The organism is Cetobacterium sp. 2A (assembly GCF_014250685.1).
In the GTDB taxonomy this organism is placed as follows: Bacteria; Fusobacteriota; Fusobacteriia; order Fusobacteriales; family Fusobacteriaceae; genus Cetobacterium.
In genome coordinates this window covers 46216-68843 of the sequence record NZ_JACFAJ010000014.1, presented here as the reverse complement: position 1 = coordinate 68843, position 22628 = coordinate 46216, and the positions used below count along the sequence as shown (strand labels likewise).

The 22628-nt window shown below is 28.0% G+C and carries 19 protein-coding genes; 12 read left to right on the top strand and 7 right to left on the bottom strand.

Going from position 1 to position 22628, the window contains the following annotated elements:
• Positions 1-10: 10 nt before the first annotated feature.
• Genes H3N56_RS12785 through H3N56_RS12770 form a run of 4 tightly spaced genes read left to right on the top strand, consistent with a single transcriptional unit; the run spans position 11 to position 4878 of the window.
• The gene (locus tag H3N56_RS12785) at positions 11-634 is read left to right on the top strand and encodes an ATP-binding cassette domain-containing protein (RefSeq protein WP_185881565.1); all 624 of its coding nucleotides are present in this window, start codon (positions 11-13) and stop codon (positions 632-634) included.
• On the top strand, positions 634-1419 hold the full coding sequence (locus H3N56_RS12780) for an ABC transporter permease (RefSeq protein ID WP_185881564.1): 786 nt from the start codon (positions 634-636) through the stop codon (positions 1417-1419). The genes H3N56_RS12785 and H3N56_RS12780 overlap by 1 nt, the downstream gene beginning before the upstream one ends.
• Positions 1420-1439: 20 nt before the next feature.
• Positions 1440-3167, top strand: a complete 1728-nt coding sequence (locus H3N56_RS12775) for an ABC transporter ATP-binding protein (protein WP_185881563.1) — start codon at positions 1440-1442, stop codon at positions 3165-3167.
• Positions 3151-4878, top strand: a complete 1728-nt coding sequence (locus H3N56_RS12770) for an ABC transporter ATP-binding protein (protein ID WP_255492206.1) — start codon at positions 3151-3153, stop codon at positions 4876-4878. The genes H3N56_RS12775 and H3N56_RS12770 overlap by 17 nt, the downstream gene beginning before the upstream one ends.
• Before the next feature lie 40 nt (positions 4879-4918).
• On the opposite strand, the gene H3N56_RS12765 is transcribed toward H3N56_RS12770, so the two are convergent.
• The 3 genes from H3N56_RS12765 to H3N56_RS12755 form a co-directional block, all read right to left on the bottom strand.
• Positions 4919-6118 carry a pyridoxal phosphate-dependent aminotransferase gene (locus H3N56_RS12765; RefSeq protein ID WP_185881561.1) on the bottom strand — a complete coding sequence of 400 codons (1200 nt, stop codon included), beginning with the start codon at positions 6116-6118 and terminating at the stop codon, positions 4919-4921.
• 88 nt (positions 6119-6206) lie between these two features.
• Positions 6207-6635: a YchJ family protein gene (locus tag H3N56_RS12760; RefSeq protein ID WP_185881560.1), complete on the bottom strand. Its 429-nt coding sequence runs from the start codon at positions 6633-6635 to the stop codon at positions 6207-6209.
• A 39-nt stretch (positions 6636-6674) separates the two neighbouring features.
• Positions 6675-7346 (bottom strand): polysaccharide deacetylase family protein, encoded by a 672-nt coding sequence (locus tag H3N56_RS12755; protein ID WP_185881559.1) that lies wholly within the window; start codon positions 7344-7346, stop codon positions 6675-6677.
• A 98-nt stretch (positions 7347-7444) separates the two neighbouring features.
• On the opposite strand from H3N56_RS12755, the gene H3N56_RS12750 reads away from it, so the two are divergent.
• Positions 7445-8047, top strand: coding sequence for an HD family hydrolase (locus tag H3N56_RS12750; RefSeq protein WP_185881558.1), 603 nt, complete (start codon positions 7445-7447; stop codon positions 8045-8047).
• 13 nt (positions 8048-8060) lie between these two features.
• Positions 8061-8777, top strand: coding sequence for an HAD family phosphatase (locus tag H3N56_RS12745; RefSeq protein WP_185881557.1), 717 nt, complete (start codon positions 8061-8063; stop codon positions 8775-8777).
• A gap of 36 nt (positions 8778-8813) precedes the next feature.
• On the opposite strand, the gene H3N56_RS12740 is transcribed toward H3N56_RS12745, so the two are convergent.
• On the bottom strand, positions 8814-9485 hold the full coding sequence (locus H3N56_RS12740; RefSeq protein ID WP_185881556.1) for an N-acetylmannosamine-6-phosphate 2-epimerase: 672 nt from the start codon (positions 9483-9485) through the stop codon (positions 8814-8816).
• A 129-nt stretch (positions 9486-9614) separates the two neighbouring features.
• Between H3N56_RS12740 and H3N56_RS12735 the strand changes: the two genes are divergently transcribed.
• A complete protein-coding gene (locus H3N56_RS12735) occupies positions 9615-10484 on the top strand; it encodes an ROK family protein (RefSeq protein WP_185881555.1) in 870 nt (289 codons plus the stop codon).
• A 43-nt stretch (positions 10485-10527) separates the two neighbouring features.
• Here H3N56_RS12735 and H3N56_RS12730 read toward each other — a convergent pair whose 3' ends face one another.
• Positions 10528-12636, bottom strand: a complete 2109-nt coding sequence (locus tag H3N56_RS12730) for a glutamine synthetase III (RefSeq protein WP_185881554.1) — start codon at positions 12634-12636, stop codon at positions 10528-10530.
• A gap of 179 nt (positions 12637-12815) precedes the next feature.
• On the opposite strand from H3N56_RS12730, the gene H3N56_RS12725 reads away from it, so the two are divergent.
• The 5 genes from H3N56_RS12725 to ppk1 all read left to right on the top strand — a co-directional run bounded on the left by H3N56_RS12725 (position 12816) and on the right by ppk1 (position 20224).
• Positions 12816-13574, top strand: coding sequence for an IclR family transcriptional regulator (locus H3N56_RS12725; RefSeq protein ID WP_185881553.1), 759 nt, complete (start codon positions 12816-12818; stop codon positions 13572-13574).
• A gap of 120 nt (positions 13575-13694) precedes the next feature.
• Entirely contained in the window at positions 13695-15134 is a 1440-nt protein-coding gene (gene pap / locus H3N56_RS12720) for a polyphosphate:AMP phosphotransferase (protein WP_185881552.1), read from the top strand.
• Positions 15135-15150: 16 nt separating this feature from the next.
• Positions 15151-16647 (top strand): Ppx/GppA phosphatase family protein, encoded by a 1497-nt coding sequence (locus H3N56_RS12715; RefSeq protein ID WP_185881551.1) that lies wholly within the window; start codon positions 15151-15153, stop codon positions 16645-16647.
• A gap of 24 nt (positions 16648-16671) precedes the next feature.
• The gene (locus H3N56_RS12710; protein ID WP_185881550.1) at positions 16672-18201 is read left to right on the top strand and encodes a hypothetical protein; all 1530 of its coding nucleotides are present in this window, start codon (positions 16672-16674) and stop codon (positions 18199-18201) included.
• The gene (ppk1, locus tag H3N56_RS12705; protein WP_185881549.1) at positions 18191-20224 is read left to right on the top strand and encodes a polyphosphate kinase 1; all 2034 of its coding nucleotides are present in this window, start codon (positions 18191-18193) and stop codon (positions 20222-20224) included. The genes H3N56_RS12710 and ppk1 overlap by 11 nt, the downstream gene beginning before the upstream one ends.
• A 2-nt stretch (positions 20225-20226) precedes the next feature.
• Here the strand turns inward: ppk1 and H3N56_RS12700 are convergent, their stop codons facing one another.
• Together H3N56_RS12700 and H3N56_RS12695 are read right to left on the bottom strand one after the other, a co-directional pair.
• Complete coding sequence (locus H3N56_RS12700) at positions 20227-20937, bottom strand: L-ribulose-5-phosphate 4-epimerase (RefSeq protein ID WP_185881548.1); 711 nt, start codon at positions 20935-20937, stop codon at positions 20227-20229.
• A 2-nt stretch (positions 20938-20939) separates the two neighbouring features.
• Complete coding sequence (locus H3N56_RS12695; protein ID WP_185881547.1) at positions 20940-22613, bottom strand: ribulokinase; 1674 nt, start codon at positions 22611-22613, stop codon at positions 20940-20942.
• Positions 22614-22628: the final 15 nt, after the last annotated feature.

Genomic DNA, 22628 nt, shown 5'->3' with positions numbered 1-22628 from the left:
AGGAGAAAACATGAAACATGCATTAATAAAATTAGAAAATATTTCAATTAATTTTAACGATAGAAACATTTTAGAAAATTTTTCTTTAGAGATATTAAAGGGTGAAAAAATTTTAATAACGGGGAGTTCAGGAAAGGGGAAAACAACTCTTTTAAAAGCTTTATTAGGATTTAAACAAATAAAAATGGGAGAAATATATATAAAGAACCAATTACTAACTGAAGATAATATATCACAAATAAGAAATGATATAACTTATCTTCCTCAAAATATTCCTTTTAGAAATTTAAATATTAAATCCTTAATATCCGAAATATTATCATATGATACAAATTTGAATATTAGTTTAACAGATGAAAAAATAACTGAATTACTACAAGAGTTTTCCCTGGATTCAAGTATTATTTTAAAAAAATTTAATGATCTTTCAGGAGGAGAAAAACAAAGATTTGCATTTATAATAGCTATTATTTTAGATAGAGATATTTGGATTTTTGATGAAATTACTTCTTCACTAGATCAAGAAATGAAGGAAAAAATCATTTTATATATAAAAAATACAAATAAGACAGTTATAATTGTTTCCCACGATACGGTTAAAGCTTTTGAGATGTTTAGGAGGATTGAACTTTAATGACTATAGATATATCTTATCTATCCTTAATGTTTTTTATAATTACATTAATCCCAATTTTTTTTATAATGAAGCAGTTAAACATACATTTAATTAAATCCACAGGGATTTCCATAGGTAGAATGATTACTCAACTTATGTTTGTGGGTCTTTATTTACAATATATCTTTAATTATAATAGTAGCCTTATAAATATACTCTACACTATAGTTATGGCATCTATTGCAGTTTATACAATTTCAAAAGAAATTTTATTAAAAGAATTCAAAATGTATTCGATTATATTTATATCTGTTATTTCTCCATTAATATTAAATTTATTTATATTTAATATTCTTATCCTAAAATTAGAAAATCCATTTGATGCCATGTATCTTATTCCAATCTCTGGAATGATTTTAGGAAATACACTGAACGGTGTAATCGTTGCTTTAAACGATTTTTTAAATACCTTTACAAAAAATCAAGACGAGTATTTATTTGCTATATCCCTTGGTGCTACAAAAAAAGAAGCAATTAAGCCATATATGGCCCAATCTATAGCCCTATCAATAAAGCCTAATATAGCATCAATGGCAACAGTTGGCTTAGTTTCTTTACCGGGAATGATGACAGGACAAATTCTAGGAGGATCTCTTCCTATTGTTGCCATTAAGTATCAAATAGCTATCATGATTGCCATTTTTACTGCAAGATTTTTTTCTACATATATTATGATGGAATTAATTTCAAAATTTTATTTTAACAAATATCTGATTTTTGATAAGAGAATTAAAAATACTTAATATTTAAAGGAGAGATCTTTATGCTACAAAGTTTAAAAAAATATACTAATAAAATAGTATTAGCAATAAGTTTTAAATCTGTTGAAGCAATTATAGATTTAATTCTACCTTTAGTTATGGCTGGAATAATAGATAAAGGAGTAATGTCTGGAGATTTAAACTATATAATAAAGCAAGGAACATTAATGATAATAATTTCAACTATTGGTTATGCAAGTTCTATAGCTTGTAATTTCTTTTCAGTTTCATCTTCCCAACAATTTGGAGAGGATTTGAGAAATCGACTTTTCTCTAAAATTCAAACATTAAGTATTGATCAACTTAATAATTTTAATCAGTCATCTTTATTAACTAGAGTATCAAAAGATGTTACTCAAGTCGTTATGATGACTATGATGTCAATGAGAATGGTATTAAGAGGTTTAGTTACTGGTGTGGGTTCAGTTATTTTTTCATTTATGATTAGTCCAAAATTGGCATTAATTCTATTGTTTATTGTTCCAATAACAATATGGACAACTTATTATTATATGAAAAAATCAGTTCCTTTATATTCTTCTATTCAAAAAAAATTAGATAATTTAACATTAATTTTAAGAGAGAATTTTTTAGGAATAAGAGTAATTAAAGCCTTATCAAAAGAATTGATAGAAGAAGATAGATTTGAAGTAAAAAATAAAAAACTATCAGAAAAAATAGTTAAAGCTGATAATACTATGGATTCAAAAACACCTTTTATAGGACTTTTAATAAATTTAGGGATAGTTTTTATTCTTTTTTCTGGAATTAAGGAAGTTAATTTAGGATCGGTTAAACCTGGTGAAATCTTAGCAATTATAAATTATCTCGGAATGCTTCTTTTTTCTGTTAATACATTATCATTTTTATTTTCGATGTCGAGTAAAACTATTATTTCTTCCAAAAGAATAAATGAAATTCTAAAACAAGATTCCGAAACATATATAAAAAGTTCAAATTTAAACTCTGAAACTGATTATATATTAGAATTTAAAAATGTAAACTTTACTTATAACGATCATCTCCCTTTAACTTTAAAAAATATAAACTTTTCTATAAAGAAAAAAGAAAAAATTGCAATTGTTGGCTCAACAGGTTCTGGAAAAACGACACTTATAAATTTAATTTTAAGATTTTATGATGCTACTTCCGGAGAAATTTTTTTTGATGGAAAAAATATAAAAAATTATCCTTTAGAAATATTAAGAAATGAAATCGGGATAGTTTCTCAAAAAAGCTTCCTCTTCTCACAATCTATAGAAGAAAATATGAGATGGGTAAATCCTGATGCCACAATAGAAGAAATTAAAGAAAGTATTCGTATAGCTCAAGGGACTGAATTTGTTGAAAAACTACCAAATGCTTATCAAACAATAATTTCAAAAAGTGGAAATAATTTTTCTGGTGGTCAAAAGCAAAGACTTTCAATAGCTAGAACCATACTTAAAAATAGTAAACTATATATATTTGATGATAGTTTTAGTGCTTTAGATTTTATAACAGAGTCAAAATTAAAAAAAATGTTAAATGAAAAACTTAAAAATAACACTATTATAATAATCTCACAAAGAATTATTTCTGTTATGAATTCAGATAAAATCATAGTAATGGATAATGGAGAGATTGTTGGGTTTGGAACCCATTCTTTTTTATTGACTACCTGTCCTATATATATTGAAATCTGCAAATCGCAAGGAATTGAAAATGGTGGTGATGAGATTGAAAGATGATATTTTAAAAAAATTAGCTCCATATCTATTTAAACACAAATTAAAATTATTCTATATTATTTTAACTGCAATCTTAGCTAATCTTCTATCTCTTTTGGCTCCTTATTTAATTGGATTAGCTATTAATGCCTTAAAAATTAATATGAATTCAAAAGATTTTAATACTTTACAAATAATTATATTTTTTCTAACTTTTTGTTATATAAGTTCAGCTATTTTAAGCTGGATACAAAACATCACAATGAATCAAATTTCTCAAAATATTGTATATGAAATGAGAAAAGATAGCTTTCAAAAATTGCATAAATTTTCATTAAATTTTTTTGATAATAATTCCCATGGAAATATTATGAGTATTTTAATCAATGATATTGATAATATAAGTAGCTCTATTTCTCAAGTTGGAACTCAGATTTTTGCAAGTTTATTAACAGTTATAATAGCATTATCTATGATGTTTTTTCTTAATCCACTTCTTACAGTAGTACAATTATTTTTAATTACATTAGCTGGATTTTTTATTAAAAATAATATGAAAAAAAGTAAAGAAAAAATGAGAATACAACAATCATACTTAGGAAAATTAAACGGGTATGTTGAAGAAATACTTCTTGGTCAAATTGAGGTTAAAGCTTTTTCATATGAAAAAAAAGCTATCGATGAATTTAATTCGTTGAATTCTATATATAAAACTAATGCTATAAAAGCATATTTTTTAGGTGGTTTTAACTATCCAACACTAAATTTTATAGGAAATATCTCTTACTCTTTAATTATTTTTTTAGGAGCCATTTTCATTTTAGAAGGAAAACTAACTATTGGCGCACTTTCAAGTTTTATAATCTATTCAAAAATGTTTAATAGACCTATAGCAAATATTTCTGATTTTTATAATGTTATTCAAACTGTTTTAGTTAGTTCAGAAAGATTTTTTTCAATTATGGATACTCCCGATGAAGTAGATTCTAAAACTTTAGAGATTCCAAATAAAATAAATGGAGAATTAGAATTTAAAAATGTGTCTTTTGGTTACTCTAAAAATCATCCTGTTATTAAAGATTTTAATCTTACTGTCCCTCCTGGATCACTGGTTGCAATTGTTGGTCCAACAGGTGCTGGAAAAACTACTTTGGTCAATTTAATTATGAGATTTTATGATATCGATTCAGGTGAAATTCTTTTGGATAAAAAAAATATAACTTCATTTTCTAGAAAAGATTTTAGAAAGTTATTTGGAATGGTACTTCAGGACTCTTGGTTATTTACTGGAACTATTGAAGAAAATATTAAGTATGGTGATGAAAGTATTACTCATGAACAAATTATCCTAGCGTCCAAAATAGTTGGAATCTATGATTTCATAATTAGTTTACCTCAAGGATTTGATACTTGTATCAGTGAAGAAAATAATCTATTGTCTCAGGGCCAAAAACAACTAATTACAATAACAAGAGCAATAGTAACTAATCCTAGGCTTCTTATATTAGATGAGGCTACGAGTGGTGTTGATACACGTACAGAGCAAAAACTTCAAAAAGCTATGGAGACTATTATTAAAGGTCGAACTAGTTTTGTTATAGCTCATAGATTACTGACTATTCAAAATGCCGATATAATACTTGTTGTTGTTGATGGAAAAATAGTTGAATCAGGAACGCATTCTGAGCTTTTAGAAAATAAAGATTTTTACTACAAAATGTATAATAGTTGAAAAATAGGGAAATGGTAATTTTCTACCACTTCCCTATTTTTTATTTATTTTTTAATTTTTTATATTCGATTAATCCTTCTCTCATAATCTTCATACATGTAATTAACTCTTCATCTTTAATAGCATAGGAAATTCTAACTTCATCTTTTCCCAGACCTGGTGTTGCATAGAACCCTTCTGCCGGAGTTAACATAATTGTTTCCATATTAATTTGGAAATCTTTTAATAACCAAATTGAAAAAGCTTCTGCATCTTCAACTGGAAGTTTTACAACTGTATAGAAAGCACCTTCTGGTTCGCTGGCTTTTACACCTTCCATTGTAGAAAGTTCTTTAAATAGAGTATTTCTTCTTTTTTGATATTCATTTTTTACAGAGTCAAAATATTCAACTGGAAGTTTATAAAGAGCCTCTGCTCCAACCATATCAAGTGTTGGTGCTGATAATCTAGATTGACAAAGTTTATAAATTGATTTCATAAACTCTTTATTCTTACTTATTATACATCCTATTCTTGCTCCACAAGCAGAATATCTTTTAGAGATTGAATCAATTATTATTACTCTTTCTTCCGCATCTTTAAAATCTCCAAAACTAATAGCTTTATTTTCTCCGTAAGTAAACTCTCTGTATACTTCATCACTTATGATATATAAATTATTCTCTTTTGAAACTTCATTTAATATATTAAGTTCATCTTCTTTATAAACTGTTCCAGTTGGATTTCCTGGATTAGAGAACATGATAGCTTTCGTTTTTGTAGTAACTAATTTTTCAATTTCTTCCTTAGATGGTAAATGGAATCCATTATCTCCTGAAGTTCTGATAGGAACTACTTTAACTCTTAGAAGATCAAAAAAACTATTATAATTTGCATAGTAAGGTTCTGGAATTAATATTTCGTCACCTTCATCAAAAAGTGCTAGAAGTGTGAATAAAACTGCCTCACTTCCTCCAACTGTTATAAGTATATCTTCAGGATTATAATTTATATTTAATTTTTTATAATATTTAGATATTTCTTCAATTAATTCTTTTTTTCCCGCAGAATGTGAATATTTTAGAGTTTTTTCATCAAAATTATTAATAGCATCGTAAAACTCTTGAGGAGTTTCTACATCCGGTTGCCCTATATTTAGATGATATATTTTTTTCCCATTTTTTACAGCATCTTCAGCATAAGGGACTAATTTTCTAACTGGCGATGTTTTTAAATCTAATACTCTTTGTGATAGTCTCATATTAATCTCCTTTGTGTATAAATATCTTTCCAAAGATTTTATCATAACATCGGGATTATTTCTAGTCTAAATTTATAATATCTTAATACTATTTTTTTCCACAACATTTTTTATATTTTTTTCCACTTCCACATACACATAAGTCATTTCTTCCAACTTTATTTTCTTTAACTATTGTTTCTTGTAGAGGCAACCATTGTCTGTAATACCATTTCCCATCTTTTTTTACAAAAAGACTCTTCTCATGGTGAACTACTTCTTTTCCGTTCTCCATATAAGTTGCCTTGAACTCAACTAATCCATCTTCATCATTTTCAGTTCCATCTTCAATATTTATAATCTCTAATCCTAACCATTCAGAATTTTTAGACCATTTTTCTGTCTCTTCCCATGACACTGCATGAATTGTTTCAGGATCGTGTGTAACCTTTATAAATTCAATATCTGCATCCACATAAGCTTGATATCTAGCTCTCATTAATTCCTCTGCAGTTTTTATATCTTCCCATTTCTTCATTATATATATCCTCCTAATTGGTTTGTTTATTTTAAAATTTTATAATCTTGGATCTTTTAAAGAATTTAGCATAAAATGCTCGTCTAATGACCAAGCTCTAAACTCATATCCCTTGCTTCTATAGTATTTAATTACTTCAGGAAGTGCTTCCACAGTTATATCTTTAGTATGCAGAAGAACAACCATTTTTGGCCCAGTTCCCATTTGTTTTAAAGTTTTCATAATATCTGGAACATTTTTATGCATCCAATCTCCACTTCCTGCATTCCAGTCCCAAAGTTTTATTCCTTTATTAACCATTTGATCTGCTTGAATTTTTGTAATGTTTTTAAAGCTTCCAAATGGTGGACGGAAAATAATAACTCTTTCTCCAGTTATCGACTCTATTAAATCCTGTTCCTGTATTAATTCATTTACTAAAGTTTCTGGTTTTGATTTATTATATATTTTTTTTGCATCATGCGTCATAGTATGTAATCCTAAAGCATGTCCATCGTCTTTGATTTGTCTAATTATATCTTTATCGCTTTCTTTTCTTATATAATTTCCAATAGGAAAGAATGTCGCCTTAATCTGCTCTTTTTTTAAAATTTCCAAAAGCTTTGGAGTATTTTTATTTGGAACATCATCAAACGTCAAATAAACTATTTTTCCTTCAGCAATAATCAATGTGAAAACAGTAAAAAACAGTAATACAAATTTTTTAATCATAAATTTTTCTCCCTTTTTATTAATTATCTATACAGTATAGAATAGCATATTCTTTAAAAATATGTTACAATTTTTAGAAAATTTAAAAGGAGCTAAAAATGGAAAATAAATTACAACAACAAATCAATTTTCTTTATGAAATAGATAAAGTAAAAGATATATTTAGACAATCATTAGTTGTAAATGGAAAACGTGAAGAAAATGATGCAGAACATAGCTGGCATATGGCAATGACTGCTGTAACTTTACAAGAATATTTTTTAGAACCTGTAAATATGGAAAAAGTTTTGAAAATGATTCTAATTCACGATATAATAGAGATATATGCAGGTGATACTCCGGCATTTGGTGATATAAGAAATGACAAGTTTGAAGCAGAATTAGAAAGTGCTAAAAAAGTTTTTGGAATTCTTCCAGTAAAAGAAAGTGAGGAGTTATTAAATTTATGGTTGGAGTTCGAAGATATGAAAACTCCAGAAGCTAAATTTGCAACTGTTTGTGATAGATTACAAGGATTTATTCAAAATTTAACTTCTGACGGACATACTTGGAAAAAATTTAATGTTTCTATCGATAAAGTTTTAAAAAGAGCAGAACCCATAAAACTTTATACACCTAAACTTTTCTATGATTTTGTTATGCCAGAATTTGAAGAGTATATGAAAAAAGGAATAATAAAACCTGAAGAAGTAAAATATTAAGGAGGAACAAATTATGAAAGCAGCTTTTTTTGACATTGACGGTACAATTTACAGAAATTCTCTTTTAACAGAACATTTTAAAAAATTAATAAAATATGAATTACTAGATATTAGAGAATATGAAACAAAAGTAAAATCAACATTTAAACAATGGGATGAAAGAACAGGAGATTACGATTTATACCTTCAAGGTTTAACAGAAACTTATGTTGAAGCTATAAAAGGTTTATCTTTAAAATATAATGAATTTATTTCAGATCAAGTTATGGAGTTAAAAGGTAATAGAGTTTACAGATACACTAGAGATATGATTAAATGGCACAAAGAGCAAGGACATAAAGTTATATTTATTTCTGGAAGTCCGGACTTTTTAGTTTCAAGAATGGCTCATAAATGGGGAGCAGATGATTTCTGTGGTTCTATTTATCATACTGAGAATGGAGCTTTATCTGGAGAGATATCTCCTATGTGGGATTCTCATAACAAAATGAAAGCTATTGCAAAATTTTGTGAGAAATACGATATCAATTTAGATGAGAGCTATGCATATGGGGATACCAATGGGGATTTCAGTATGCTTAGCTTAGTAGGTCACCCAAGAGCTATAAATCCCTCTAGTGAGCTTCTAGCAAGAATAAAAGAAACTCCTATTCTTAAAGATAAGGTTGAAATTTTTATAGAAAGAAAAGATATAATTTATAAAGTAAATTCTGATGTTGAAATAATGTAAATAAATTAGAGAGGTGAATTCACCTCTCTAATTTATTTAAGAAATATAATCTGTAAATTTTTTAGTTATTAATTGGGGTCTTGTAATTGCACCTCCAACTACTACACAAAAAGCTCCCATTTCTAAAGATTTTTTTGCCTTTTCTGGTGTATCCATATTCCCTTCTGCTATAACTGGAATTTTTACTGCTTTTAATACCTTTTCTAGCTCTATTAAAGGATCATTTCCAAGTGTATTATCTGTATATCCTACAAGTGTTGTTCCTATTAAATCAACACCAGATTTTTCAGCTTCTATTGCCTCCTCTACAGATGAAATATCTGCCATTATTAGTTGATTTGGATATTTCAATTTTATATCTTTTAAAAATTTAATAGTTGGAACCTTATCAGGTCTTTCTCTCAAAGTTCCATCTACTGCTATAATATCTACTCCTTCATTTACAAGCTCATCAACTTCTAACATTGTCGGAGTTATAAATACAGGACATTTTCCATAATTCTTTTTGATTATTCCAATTATTGGTAATTTCACATTATTTTTAATCTCTTTTATATCTGATACTGTATTGGCTCTTATTCCAAACGCTCCTCCAACTTCAGCTGCAAATGCCATTCTTCCCATAATAAAAGAACTGTGTAAAGGTTCATCTTCTAATGCTTGACATGAAACAACTAATTTACCTTTTATTTTTTCCAAAATTTTCATAACTTCCTCCCTACAATTTTATAAATTTATTATACTTTATGTTTTAAAAAAAAACAAATAACTTGAAAAACTTTAAAAAAGTTGTAAAATCTAATAAGAATGTAATAAAAAATATATAAGAGGTGATTTATGTTTATAGGTGGTATTGAAGCTGGTGGAACAAAGTTCATTTGTGGAGTAGGTAATGATAAGGGTGATATTCTTGAAAGAGTGAGTTTTCCAACTGAAACTCCTGAAAAGACTATGATAAATGTAGTAAATTTTTTCAAGCATAAAGGAATTAAAGCAATTGGAATTGGATCTTTTGGTCCAATTGATCCAGATCCAAAATCACCAACTTATGGTTATATTACTTCAACTCCAAAACCTGGTTGGGGAAATTATGATTTAGTAGGCGAATTAAAAAAACATTTTGATATCCCTATGGTTTTTGATACTGATGTCAATGGTGCAGCTCTTGGAGAAGCAACATGGGGTGAAGGAAAAGGACTTAAAAATTGTCTGTATTTAACTATCGGAACTGGAATTGGTGGTGGTGCTTTAGTTGAGGGAAATCTTGTCCATGGAATGTTACATCCAGAGATGGGTCATATCCTCGTTAGAAGACATCCTAATGACGATTTTAAGGGATGTTGCCCATATCACGAGGATTGCTTTGAAGGAATGGCTTCAGGACCCTCTATTGAGAAAAGATGGGGTGTAAAAGCATTTACTCTTCCTACTAACCATGAAGCTTGGGAATTAGAAGCTTTTTACATTGCTCAAGCTCTTGTTAATTTTATTTTAACTTTATCTCCAGAAAAAATTATACTTGGCGGTGGAGTTATGAAACAACAACATCTTTTTCCTCTTATTAGAAAAGAGGTTGTGAAACTTTTAAATGGTTATGTACAAACTAAAGAAATCTATAAAAATATTGATGAATATATAGTTTATCCAGGTCTTGGTGACAATGCCGGTCTACTTGGTGCTCTAGCTCTTACTCTAAAAAAATTGTAAAATAAAAAAGCTCCTGAAAGATATAACTTCAGGAGCTTTACTCTTATAATTTAAACAATAAATCCTCATATGTTGGAATTGGCCAAAGAGACTTTTCTGTTTGATGCTCTAATAAATCAACATGTATCTTTAAATCTGACATAAGTGGAACAACATTTTCTTGAAGATGTTTTACTTTTTCATAAACCTCTGCTATTTTATTACATACAACAAGTTGAGAGTCAATTTGAGATAATATAGTTTTCATTCTATCTTTTGAAGAAAGAAGTCTTATCAAATGAGCTTTATCTGAACTAACAAACTCTTCGTTTTTTAATACATCCTCAACTAATTTTATAGCTTGAGATATTTTTGTTATATGATTCATAACTGCTGGATAAATTTCATTTCTTCCCATTCTTATGGCTGTTCCGGCCTCAATATTTATCTGTTTTATAAATCTCTCACAGTAAACTATATATCTTGCTTCAAGTTCAGCTTTCGAAAGAACACCACTTTCTTCAAATAATTTTATTGTTTCTTCTTCCATATATACAGGAAGAGATTCAACAGTATTCTTTAAATTTAAAAGCCCTCTTTTTTTAGCTTCCTTTACCCAAGAATCGTCGTATCCATTTCCAGAAAATATGATTCTTTTATGTTTTTGATATCTATCTTTTATTAATTTAACAATTTGTTTCTTCATTTTATCTGGTGAAACATTTTGAAATATTTCAGCATATTCTTTTAAAACTGTTCCTATCATAGTATTCATTATAAAAACTGGAGTTGATGCAGATGCACTTGATCCTGGCATTCTAAATTCAAATTTATTCCCAGTGAAGGCAAATGGTGAAGTTCTATTTCTATCTGAAACATCTTTAGGTATTTTAGGAAAATTATGAATTCCAACTTCTAGTACTGAAGTATTAGGATTTTCAACAGATATTTTTCCGATATTTTCAAATACTTGCTCAAGTTCATTTCCGATATATACTGAAATTATTGCAGGTGGTGCTTCGTGCCCACCAAGTCTATGATCATTTCCTGGTGTTGCTGTAGATACTCTTAAAATTGATGAGTATCTATCTACAGCTTCAAGAATAGCCATCATAAATACCAAGAAACTTAAATTCTCTTCAGTTAATGTTGATGGCTCTAAAAGATTTTCTCCTGTATCAGTTGATAGTGACCAGTTACAATGTTTTCCTGATCCATTGACACCTTGAAATGGCTTTTCATGTAATAAGGCTGCTAATTGACGTCTATCAGCTACTTTTTTTATTATATCCATTGCTAATTGATTTTGATCAACTGCCACATTTGCAGTAGAAAATATCAATGCTATTTCAAATTGATTTGGTGCAACCTCATTATGTTTTGTTTTAGCCATTATTCCAATTTTCCAAAGCTCAGCATCTAACTCTGCCATAAATGATTCTACTCTTTCTTTTATCGTTCCATAATAATGATCATTTAACTCTTGACCTTTTGGAGGAAGAGAACCAAATATAGTTCTTCCTGATAACATTAAGTCTTGACGCTTTTCCCAGAATTTTTTTTCAACCAAGAAATATTCTTGCTCTATTCCTAAAGTATTAATTATATTCTTACTTTCTTTATCACCTAATATTTTTTTTAGTTTTAAAGCTTGCTCCGTTACAAAGTCTATTGATTTTAAAAGCGGAACTTTTTTATCTAAAGCTTCTCCATTATATCCAATAAAAGCTGTTGGAATATAAAGAGTTTTAGAAATTCCTTCACCTCTTAAAAACATAGGAGATTTTAAATCCCAAGCTGTATATCCTCTAGCTTCAAATGTTGACCTTATACCACCATTTGGAAATGATGATGTGTCTGCTTCACCTTTAATAATCTCTTTTCCTGAAAACTGTGAAAAAACATTTCCATCCGAATTTATAGAAAGAAAAGAATCATGTTTTTCGGCTGTAAGTTCTGTAAGGGGTTGGAACCAATGAGTAAAGTGAGTGGCACCATTTTCAATTGCCCAGTTTTTTACGGCATTTGCAATTACATCTGCAATCTCTAAAGAAAGTTCTTTATCTCCATTTTGAACTGCTTTAAACTCCTTAAATATTGAATTAGGAACTCTGTTTTTTAACTCTGCTTCTGTAAAACATTGAGTTCCAAAAATTTCTAGCATATTTTTCATTGGTATAATCCTCCTAAATTTATGTTAATTTTATTTTTCTGTATTGTCGAACGGCATTCATCATTGTAGAACTTTAAAATAATATATCGCTATTTTCTCTCAAAGTCAATAAAAAAATTTCATAAAAGAAAGAAATATGTTATCCTATTATTAAAAATCATTTAAAATAGGTGAAGATTATGGAAGGAAAAACTATTCAATCAGTTCAAAGAGCTATCGATATAATAAATTGTTTTACAGAAGATGAACACGAATTATCTTTAAAAGATATAAGCAATAAATTAGAATTAAGTAAAAGTACCGTTCATGGTATTATATCGACACTAATTAAGAATTCATTTTTACAACAAAACAAAATTTCTAGTGACTACTCTTTAGGAGCCGCATTTATTGAAAAAAGTTTTTTAGTTGATGAAGATGTTTTATTAAAAAATATAGGAAGAAAATATCTTGAAAGCTTATCTAATGAATTTAATGTAACAGTTAATATTTTTCTATTTAAAAGTTTACATTTACATTTAATTGATAGAGTTTCTTCTTTGAGTATGTACTATAGCATCAGTACCTCGGTAAAGAAAATCCCACTAAATGCTTCAGCTTCTGGAAAACTAGCTTTAGCATATTCTAAAGAAATAAATATTGATAAAATTTTTGAAAAAAATCTTTTACATAAATATACTAATACAACTATAACTGATAAAAAAACTTTAATAGAAGAGATTGAAGTTATTAGAAAACAAGGATATTCTTTGGAACAAGCAGAAGTAGAAATTGGAATTCATTGTATTTCAGTACCCATATTCAAGATTAATAATGAATTTATTGGAACCATTTCGATTATGGCAACTAAAGAAAAATTAAATCAAATTTTATCAAAACTGGTTCCTAAAATGTTAGCTGTTGGCAAAAAACTTTCTGCAGAATTAGGAAATAAATAATTTAATATATTATGGAGCTTTTAAGATATTTGTTATATCTTTTAGGCTCCTTTTTTTTTAAAAGGATTGTGACTTATACATTTGAATAACACTAAATAAACATTTTTTAGGGAGGTTTAAATGTTTACAGTAGAGAAGATTAAGAAAATATCAAAAGTAGATTATAAAACTCAAAAAGACGAACTAATGTTAAAAGTTGGAGAACTTCAAAGGAAAGCTAAAGAATTAAAAGTTCCTATCTTAATAATATTTGAAGGAATGCAGGGAACTGGTAAAGGACTTATTATAAATGAGCTCCTTCTTTCTTTAGATCCTAGAGGATATAACCTTTATAATAATCCAGACGATAGAAAAAATCTTACTGAAAGACCAATGTTTTGGAAATTTTGGGAGCATCTTCCAAAAACTGGAGAAATTTCTATATTTTATAGAAGTTGGTATTTCTCAACTCTTTGGCGTGAAAAAGATTATAATAGAAGTTGTATAGATATAAATAATATAGAAGAATTTTTACAAGACTCTGGAATGGTTGTTTTAAAATTCTTTTTATATACCTCAAAAAATGAACAATCTAAAAGATTGAAAAGATTTGAAAAAAATCCACTTAGTTCCAAAAAGTCTAGACGAATTGCACTTAGAAAAAATAAGCACTATGATGAAATTATGGATAAATGGGAAAAAATAATTCAAATCAGTGATAATGGAATTGTTGGTTGGCATATTATATGTGCTGAGGATTTAAATTTTGCTAAACTTGAAGTTTTAAAACTTATTTCTCAAGAACTAGAAAATCGTCTAGAAGTAAAAACTTCTCAAATTCCAATAGTTTTACCAACTATACAATCGTTTGATTTAAGTACTGTTGATTTAAAACAAAATATAAAACCAAAAGAATATAAAGAAACACTAAAGAAATATCAGAAAAGATTACATGATTTGCAATTTGAAGTTTTTAAGAAAAAAATTCCTGTTATTATTGCTTATGAAGGTTGGGATGCAGCTGGAAAAGGGGGAAATATAAAACGTCTTGTTGAAAAACTTGATCCTCGTGGATATTCAGTTATTCCAATTTCTTCACCGAATGACTTCGAAAAAAGTAGACCTTATCTTTGGAGATTTTGGCATTATTTCCCGAAATTTGGTTATTTTGCTATTTTTGATAGAACATGGTACGGTAGAGTTCTAGTTGAAAGAGTTGAAAACTTTGCAACAGAATTAGAATGGAAACGTTCTTATAAAGAAATTAGAGAAATGGAAGAACAATGGGTAAATTCCAATGCTGTTGTTATTAAATTTTGGCTACAAATAGATAAAGATGAGCAACTAAGAAGATTTGAAGAAAGAAAAAATAATCAAGATAAACAATGGAAAATAACAGATGAAGATTGGAGAAATAGAGAAAAATGGGATGAATATGAACTTGCTGTCTCGGAAATGATTGCTAGAACAAATAATATCCGTGCACCTTGGACTATAGTCCCTTCAAATAATAAATATTATTCAAGATTATTTGTTTTAAAAACTGTTATTGAAGCTATTGAAGACCACTTAAAAAAATAATACTGAGGTGAAGTAAATGAAAAGAGTTGCAATAATTGACGTTGGCTCTAATTCAGTAAGACTGGTTATTTTTCATATAACAAAATCTAACGGTTTTTTTCCAATAGAAGATATTAAAGAGACTATTAGATTAGGAGAAGATATCCATTTAACAGGTGAAATTAAAGATACAAAAATTCAATTGGCATTTGAAACTCTTGAACTATTTAAAGGAGTTTGTTCAAAATATAAAGTTGATGAAATTGTTGCCTTTGGAACCGCGGCCTTAAGAATTGGTTCAAATGCAGATATTCTACTTGATAAAGTAAAAGCCGATTTAAATATTGATATTAAAGTTATTTCAGGTGTTGAAGAAGCTTTTTATTCTTTTACAGGTGCCCTAAATAGCTTAGATATAAGTGAAGGGTTAGTCATGGATATGGGTGGATCAAGTACTGAGTTACTTTGGTTTAAGGATAGAAAACCTTTTGATAAAATAAGTCTAGATTTTGGTTCTGTTACTTTTGGTGAAATTGGTAATATAAAAGAATGTCTTTCATTGGAAGATGAAAAAAATATCAGAAATTTTGTAAAAAATGAGCTTAATAAAATTCCATGGTTAAAAAATATAGAAGGTTTACCTCTTATTGGAGTTGGTGGAGTTGTAAGAAGTGTTGCAAATGTCCATCTAAATATGACAAAATATCCCCTACAAATTCTTCATAATTATAAAATGACAAGTGGGGATGTTCTTGAAGTATTAAAAAATATTAAAGACTTGGATTATAAACAAAAATGTAACCTTCAAGGTCTCTCAAAATCTAGAGCCGATCTTTTTAGTGGAGCAACTGTTGCTATTAGTGAAATTTTAGATTTTTCAAAACTAAAAAATATAATTATAAGTGGTAATGGTGTAAGGGAAGGTTTTCTATTTACAAAATTAAATGAATATGGAAGAAAAATTACAAATGTCTTTGATGATAGCCTTTCTAATATTTTGGAATATTATGATGTTAATATTGCAGATAGAGATAACACATATCATAATTTTATAAAAATCATGAATGCCTTAACTCCATTTGAAAATGTAGATTCTGTAAATACTAAAATAACAAAACTTATATGTTATTTAGATAATATTGGAATAAAAATAAATTATTATAATCAAAACTCTCATTCTTTTTATACAATATTAAATTCAGGAATAAAAGGTATGGAGCATTGGGAAATAATTTATTCAGCACTATTAGCTGGAGAAATGGCTCGAAAAAAAAATATTTTATCTCAATATTCTAAACTTTTAACTAAAGATCAAATTAAAAACCTTGCTGCAGTTTCAAAAATTTTAAAAATATCAGATATTTTAAACAAGTTTTTAAATTTAAATAGCTCGGATTTCGATATATTTTCAGATAATAAAAAAATTCATATAAATATAAATAAAAAATCTATAATAAATCCTAAAATTATGGATATGTATCTTTCAGATAAAAAATTTAAAGATATTTTTGGTAAAACATTAGAGGTTAGATAAAAACTAAATGGAGGGATTTTTTCTATGGTTGCCTTATTAGGAATAATTGAGATTTCAAATACTGATATTGAGCTCGTTATATACGAAAAAACAGAAAACAAAGATATGTTTAATGTTTTGGAATATATTTCGGAAGAAATAAATCTATCTCCTGAAGATGAATCAAACAACTCAATTTCTATGGGTGAAATCGATAAACTTTGTAAAATAATTTTAAAAATGAAAAATATACTGAAAGATTATGATGTAACAAACACTATTGTTACTGCCAAGAATTTCTTTAATAAAATTAAAAATTTAAATATAATTTTAGACTACATATTTATTAAAACTAATTTTAAGATATCTATTCCAACTCCATTTGAAAGGAAAAGATTAATTTTAAAAAAATTTATTCAATTTGAAAAATCTATGTTAACATCAGCTAGCAATACTCTTCTACTAAGCTTAGAAAAAGAAAGTATAGATTTCTATCTTTTTTCAAAAAATAAACTTTTACTAGATGAATCCTTGGAAACATCCGATATTTTTCAGATAGTAGAGAATGAAAAACTCTCTAATGATGAAATGTTTGATTTTATAGAAGATCAACTTAAAACCTATTTGCTTTCTCTAAAAACACAAATAGGTAGAAAAAAGATACTAAATCTTTCTATAATAGGTGACGAGGATAAATATCTTACAACTATTTTAGAAAGTAAGGGTATTAAAAATCTTCAAACAGATGACTTAAAAAACATCTTAAATAATCTTAAAAAAAAATCATTTAAAGATATTACAAAAAAATATAATATTACAAACCAAGAGGCTATTCATATTTTTACAAAATTCTCTATTCTTGAAATTATAAGAGATTTTTTTGATATAAAAATTTTAAAGTATTTAAGTTACGACAGCAAAAATATTATAGCTTATGAGAACTTCTATAAAGATGAAAAAAAAGTTCTAAGAGAAAAAATGTGGAAAATGACATTGGATCTTTTAGATGATTTTGGTAACAAATATAATTTTAATAAAAATCATGTCGCATTTGTTCTAGAATCTAGTGAAACCATTTTTGATTCTCTGAGTGATTTGCATCAACTCGGTACAGAATATAAGAAATATCTTATCCTAGCTTCTTATCTTCAAGATGTTGGAAAATACATTGGATTCAGTAATCATAATAGACATTCTAATTATATAATAGAGAACTCATTCATTTTTGGTTTAACAGAAAAACAGCTCAGAAAAATTATTTTTTTAGTTAGTATAAGTAAAACAAATTCAATTTTAGAAAATTCTGATAAATTTGAAATTCCTGAAAATGAAATTATTCCCTTTGTTAAATTAGGAGCAATCCTTAAATTAGCTCGTTCTTTAGATGAAAGTAAAAAACAAAAATTTAAAAATTTTAAAGCCACACTGAAAAATAATTCTTTAGTATTAGAAGCTGAATCTACAGAAAATTTTTTATTAGAAAAATTTTCAATAAATAAAAATTTAGATTTATTTAAAAATGTTTTTAATCTTGATATAGAACTAAAAATTAAGAGGAGATATCATGGAGAATAAATACACATCTAGTGATTTTTTTAGTCGTGAATTGAGCTGGTTAAAATTTTGCTATAGAGTTTTAAAACAGGCTCAAGATAATACAAACCCTCTATTAGAAAAAATTAAATTCTTAGCTATACTCTCTTCAAATCTAGATGAATTTTTTAAGGTTAGAGTTGCCTCTTTAAAGGTACAAGCAGATCAAAATATTAATAATCTTGATATCTCTGGTTTACTCCCACAAAAACATTTAGATGAAATTAAAAAAGAAGTATCCTCATTGGTTAAAACTCAATATGAATATTATTCTGTATTGTCTGAATCTTTAAAAGATGAAGTAAATATCCATATAAAAAAATTTGACACTCTTACGGATAAAGAAAAAGTTTATATTGATAATTATTTTAGAGATATTATTTTTCCGATATTGACACCTATGGCTGTTGATGCCTATAGACCTTTTCCAAATCTTAATGCAGGTCAACTTCACCTTGTTGTTAATGTTAAAGAAAGAAATGGAATAAACTTTTCATTTCTAGAAATCCCAAGTGTCATAGACAGAATAGTAAAACTTCCAGGTGAAGAACTCCACTTTATACTTTTAGAAGATATAATAAAACATAATTTATTAAATATTTTTTATGGTTATGAAATACTTAGTTATGGGCTTTTTAGAATTACAAGAAATGAAGATACTACCATCGAAGATGAAAATATCTCAGAAGATCTGCTTATGGAAGTTGAAAAAGAAATAAGAGCAAGACGTTGGGGTGAAACAGTTAGAATTGAATATACCAAAGAAACTCCAAAACATTATTTAGAATTTTTATCTGAAAAATTGGAAAGTAATAATATTGATTTCTATGAAATAGACGGTCCTTTAAATCTTAATTTTCTTTGGAAAATTTCAAATATTAATTCTTCAGATAACCTAAAATTTCCACCGAATATTCCAAAGTTTAATCCCGATTTTAAGGATGATGAAGTATTTAGCATCTTAAAAAATCAAAATCTTATACTAAGACATCCTTTTGATTCTTTTGAGTATATAATAAATTTTATAAATGCAGCAGCAAATGACCCAAAAGTCTTAGCAATTAAACAAACTCTTTATAGAGTAAGTGGAAATTCCTCTGTTATTAAAGCTCTAATTCAAGCTGCAAATAACGGTAAGCAGGTAAGCGTTGTTGTTGAGCTTAAAGCTCGATTTGATGAAGCAAACAATGTAAAATGGGCCCGAGAGCTCGAGAAATCAGGTTGCCACGTTATTTATGGGCTAAGTGGCCTTAAAACTCATTGTAAGGCTTTGCTTGTAATTAGAAAAGAAGACGAGGGTATAAAAAGGTATGTACATCTTGGAACTGGAAATTATAATGACTCAACTGCAAAACTCTATGTAGATACTTCCTTTTTTACTTCTGATCAAGAAATTGGAATAGATATTTCCAATCTTTTCAATAAACTTACAGGCTTTTCAAAAATAGATAATTGGAAAAAATTATTAGTTGCTCCACAATATTTAAGAAATGAACTATATTTTTTAATTGATAGAGAAATTAAAAATGCAAAATTGAAAAAAAAGGCCAAAATATTTGTTAAGGCAAACGGATTGACTGACAAAAAAATAATTGAAAAATTATACGACGCTTCCAAAGCAGGAGTTGAAATTATTTTGCTCATTAGGGGCGCTTGCTGCTTGAAATCAGGCATTAAAAATTTAAGTGAAAATATTAAAGTTTATAGTATTGTGGGAAGATTTTTAGAACATGATAGAATTATTTTTTTTGAAAATAATGGAAAACATGAATATTATCTTGGAAGTGCCGATTGGATGACAAGAAATCTTAGTGAAAGAGTTGAACTTATGTTTCCTATTGAAAATAAAGATGATCAGAAAAAAATTCAAAGTATAATAAATAACTGTTTAAAAGACAATGTTAAATTATCTATCCAAAATCCTGATGGAACCTATACAAAAGTTCCTAAAAAGAAAAATTCTAAATCATTCAACGTGCAAGAATATTATAGAGAGCTGACTTAAAATCAGCTCTCTACCTCATTTTTTTGACCATAATATGAGTCTTTACCATGTTTTCTAGAATAATGTTTATTTTCTAAAGCTTTAGAAACTTGTCTTATATTTGGATTAATTGAATTTGTTAAATATGCCATTTTAGCAATTTCTTCTAGTACAACAGCATTGTGTACAGCTTTTTTAGGACTCTCTCCCCAGGTAAATGGACCATGACTGGCTACAGTAATCCCTGGAACCTCTAATGGATTTATTTCTCTAGTTATTAATGTCTCAATTATAACTTTTCCAGTTTCTTTCTCATAATTTCCCTCTATTTCATCTTCTGATAAAACTCTTGTACAAGGAACAGAACCATAAAAATAATCTGCATGAGTTGTTCCAAATACAGGAATATCTCTACATGCCTGTGCCCATCCCGTAGCATACGTAGAATGTGTATGTACTATTCCACCTAAATTTAAATATTTTTTATATATCTCAAGATGAGTTGGTGTATCTGAAGATGGATTATATTTTCCTTCTAAAATATTTCCATCTAAATCAACAACAACCATATGTTCTAGTGTCATATCTTCGTATCTAATTCCACTTGCTTTAATTACCACTAATCCAAGCTCTCTATCTATTCCACTAACATTTCCCCAAGTATATGTTACTAATTTTCTATTATTCAATTCTAAATTAGCTTCTAAAACTTCCTTTTTTAATTCCTCTAACATCATCACCCTCTCTTTCTAAGAGATTTATTTTCTATAAAATTTCCAAGTTCAGAATATTTTTCATAAAGAGATTTATAAATTAGAACATTTTCTTCTATAGGCAGATATTCTTTCTCAAACTTACTACCAATTATCTTTTGAGCCGTTTGAACATCCTTATATATTCCAGAACTAACAGATGCAAATATTGCCGCTCCTAGTGCAACTGTCTGACTCGATTCAGAAACTTTTATTGGCATATCTAATGTATCTGCTAAAATTTGCATTATTAAAGGAGATTTTTTTGCAACTCCACCTATAGCTATTATTTCGTCTATTCTAATTCCCTTCACTTTGAATTGGTCAACTATTGCCTTAGCTCCAAAAGCTGTTGATTCAACTAAAGATCTATATAGACTAGGTGCTGTATCTCCAAGATTTATTCCAGTTATAGCTCCTTTTAACTCTTGGTTTGCAAAAGGAGTTCTTCTTCCATTCATCCAATCCAATGAAATCAGTTCATTACTCCCAGGTTTTAACTTTTGTGCTTCTTTTTCAAGTTCAAAAAGAATTTGATTTTTTATTTTATTTTTTATTTCAATATCTATACCGTCTACTTCATTTAGTAGATTTAATGGCCAAGAGATAATATCTTTAAACCATGCATATATATCTCCAAATCCAGATTGTCCAGCTTCCATTCCTATCATTCCATCTATAACTGATCCATTTACTTGGCCACATATCCCATCAACTACTCTATCCATAATATCCGTTTCTGGAACCATTAAAATATCACATGTTGATGTCCCCATAACTTTAACAAAAGAATAAGGTTTAATCTGACCTCCAACAGCTCCCATATGGGCGTCAAAGGCTCCAATACTAACAGTTATATCTGTAGATAATCCTAGTTCTTTTGCCCAGTATTCTGATAAATTTCCCGCTGATTTATCAGAAGTAAATGTTTCAGTGTATAATCTAGATCTTAATGCTCCCAAATACGGATCCAGTTGATTTAAAAATTCTTCAGATGGTAATCCATCAAATTCTTCATTCCACATAGCTTTATGTCCTGCAGAACATCTTCCCCTCTTGATATTCTCCGACTTATTTACTCCTGTTAAAAGAGCTGGCATCCAATCACAGTGTTCAACCCAAGAATAAGCAGCTTCTTTTACCTTTTCATCTTCTCTTATAGTATGTAAAATTTTTGCCCAAAACCATTCCGCTGAATATACTCCGCCAGAATATTTTGTAAAGTCTTTTCCTCCCCAATTTTTTGATAATTTGGTTATCTCTTGAGCTTCTTTTATTGAAGTATGGTCTTTCCATAAAATAAACATTGCATTTGGATTCTCTTTAAATTCTTCTGTCAATGCTAGAGGTATTCCTGCCTCATTCACAGCAATCGGAGTTGACCCAGTTGTATCAATTGAAATGCCTTTAATCTTTTCTATTTTATCTTCTGAAATATCCTTTAAACAATTTCTTACCACAAATTTTAATCCTTCAATGTAATCTAAGGGATGTTGTCTAAATTTATTTTTTTTTGCATCACAATATAGTTTATTTTTCCAACGAGGATATTCGAAAATTGAGTTTGCAACTTCATTTCCATTACTTGCATTAATTAATACTGCTCTACAAGAATCACTTCCATAATCCACACCTATTACATAATTTTCTTTATCCAATTTTCCCCACTCCAT

Excerpts from the sequence above, each read along its gene's own strand:
- H3N56_RS12740 (WP_185881556.1), bottom strand. The coding sequence starts at position 9,485 with ATGAAAATTTTGGAAAAAATAAAAGGTAAATTAGTTGTTTCATGTCAA.
- H3N56_RS12755 (WP_185881559.1), bottom strand. The coding sequence starts at position 7,346 with ATGATTAAAAAATTTGTATTACTGTTTTTTACTGTTTTCACATTGATT.
- H3N56_RS12725 (WP_185881553.1), top strand. The coding sequence starts at position 12,816 with ATGGAAGGAAAAACTATTCAATCAGTTCAAAGAGCTATCGATATAATA.
- H3N56_RS12760 (WP_185881560.1), bottom strand. The coding sequence starts at position 6,635 with ATGAAGAAATGGGAAGATATAAAAACTGCAGAGGAATTAATGAGAGCT.
- pap (WP_185881552.1), top strand. The coding sequence starts at position 13,695 with ATGTTTACAGTAGAGAAGATTAAGAAAATATCAAAAGTAGATTATAAA.
- H3N56_RS12715 (WP_185881551.1), top strand. The coding sequence starts at position 15,151 with ATGAAAAGAGTTGCAATAATTGACGTTGGCTCTAATTCAGTAAGACTG.
- H3N56_RS12710 (WP_185881550.1), top strand. The coding sequence starts at position 16,672 with ATGGTTGCCTTATTAGGAATAATTGAGATTTCAAATACTGATATTGAG.
- H3N56_RS12700 (WP_185881548.1), bottom strand. The coding sequence starts at position 20,937 with ATGTTAGAGGAATTAAAAAAGGAAGTTTTAGAAGCTAATTTAGAATTG.
- H3N56_RS12745 (WP_185881557.1), top strand. The coding sequence starts at position 8,061 with ATGAAAGCAGCTTTTTTTGACATTGACGGTACAATTTACAGAAATTCT.
- H3N56_RS12775 (WP_185881563.1), top strand. The coding sequence starts at position 1,440 with ATGCTACAAAGTTTAAAAAAATATACTAATAAAATAGTATTAGCAATA.
- H3N56_RS12765 (WP_185881561.1), bottom strand. The coding sequence starts at position 6,118 with ATGAGACTATCACAAAGAGTATTAGATTTAAAAACATCGCCAGTTAGA.
- ppk1 (WP_185881549.1), top strand. The coding sequence starts at position 18,191 with ATGGAGAATAAATACACATCTAGTGATTTTTTTAGTCGTGAATTGAGC.
- H3N56_RS12750 (WP_185881558.1), top strand. The coding sequence starts at position 7,445 with ATGGAAAATAAATTACAACAACAAATCAATTTTCTTTATGAAATAGAT.
- H3N56_RS12785 (WP_185881565.1), top strand. The coding sequence starts at position 11 with ATGAAACATGCATTAATAAAATTAGAAAATATTTCAATTAATTTTAAC.
- H3N56_RS12735 (WP_185881555.1), top strand. The coding sequence starts at position 9,615 with ATGTTTATAGGTGGTATTGAAGCTGGTGGAACAAAGTTCATTTGTGGA.
- H3N56_RS12780 (WP_185881564.1), top strand. The coding sequence starts at position 634 with ATGACTATAGATATATCTTATCTATCCTTAATGTTTTTTATAATTACA.
- H3N56_RS12730 (WP_185881554.1), bottom strand. The coding sequence starts at position 12,636 with ATGAAAAATATGCTAGAAATTTTTGGAACTCAATGTTTTACAGAAGCA.
- H3N56_RS12770 (WP_255492206.1), top strand. The coding sequence starts at position 3,151 with ATGAGATTGAAAGATGATATTTTAAAAAAATTAGCTCCATATCTATTT.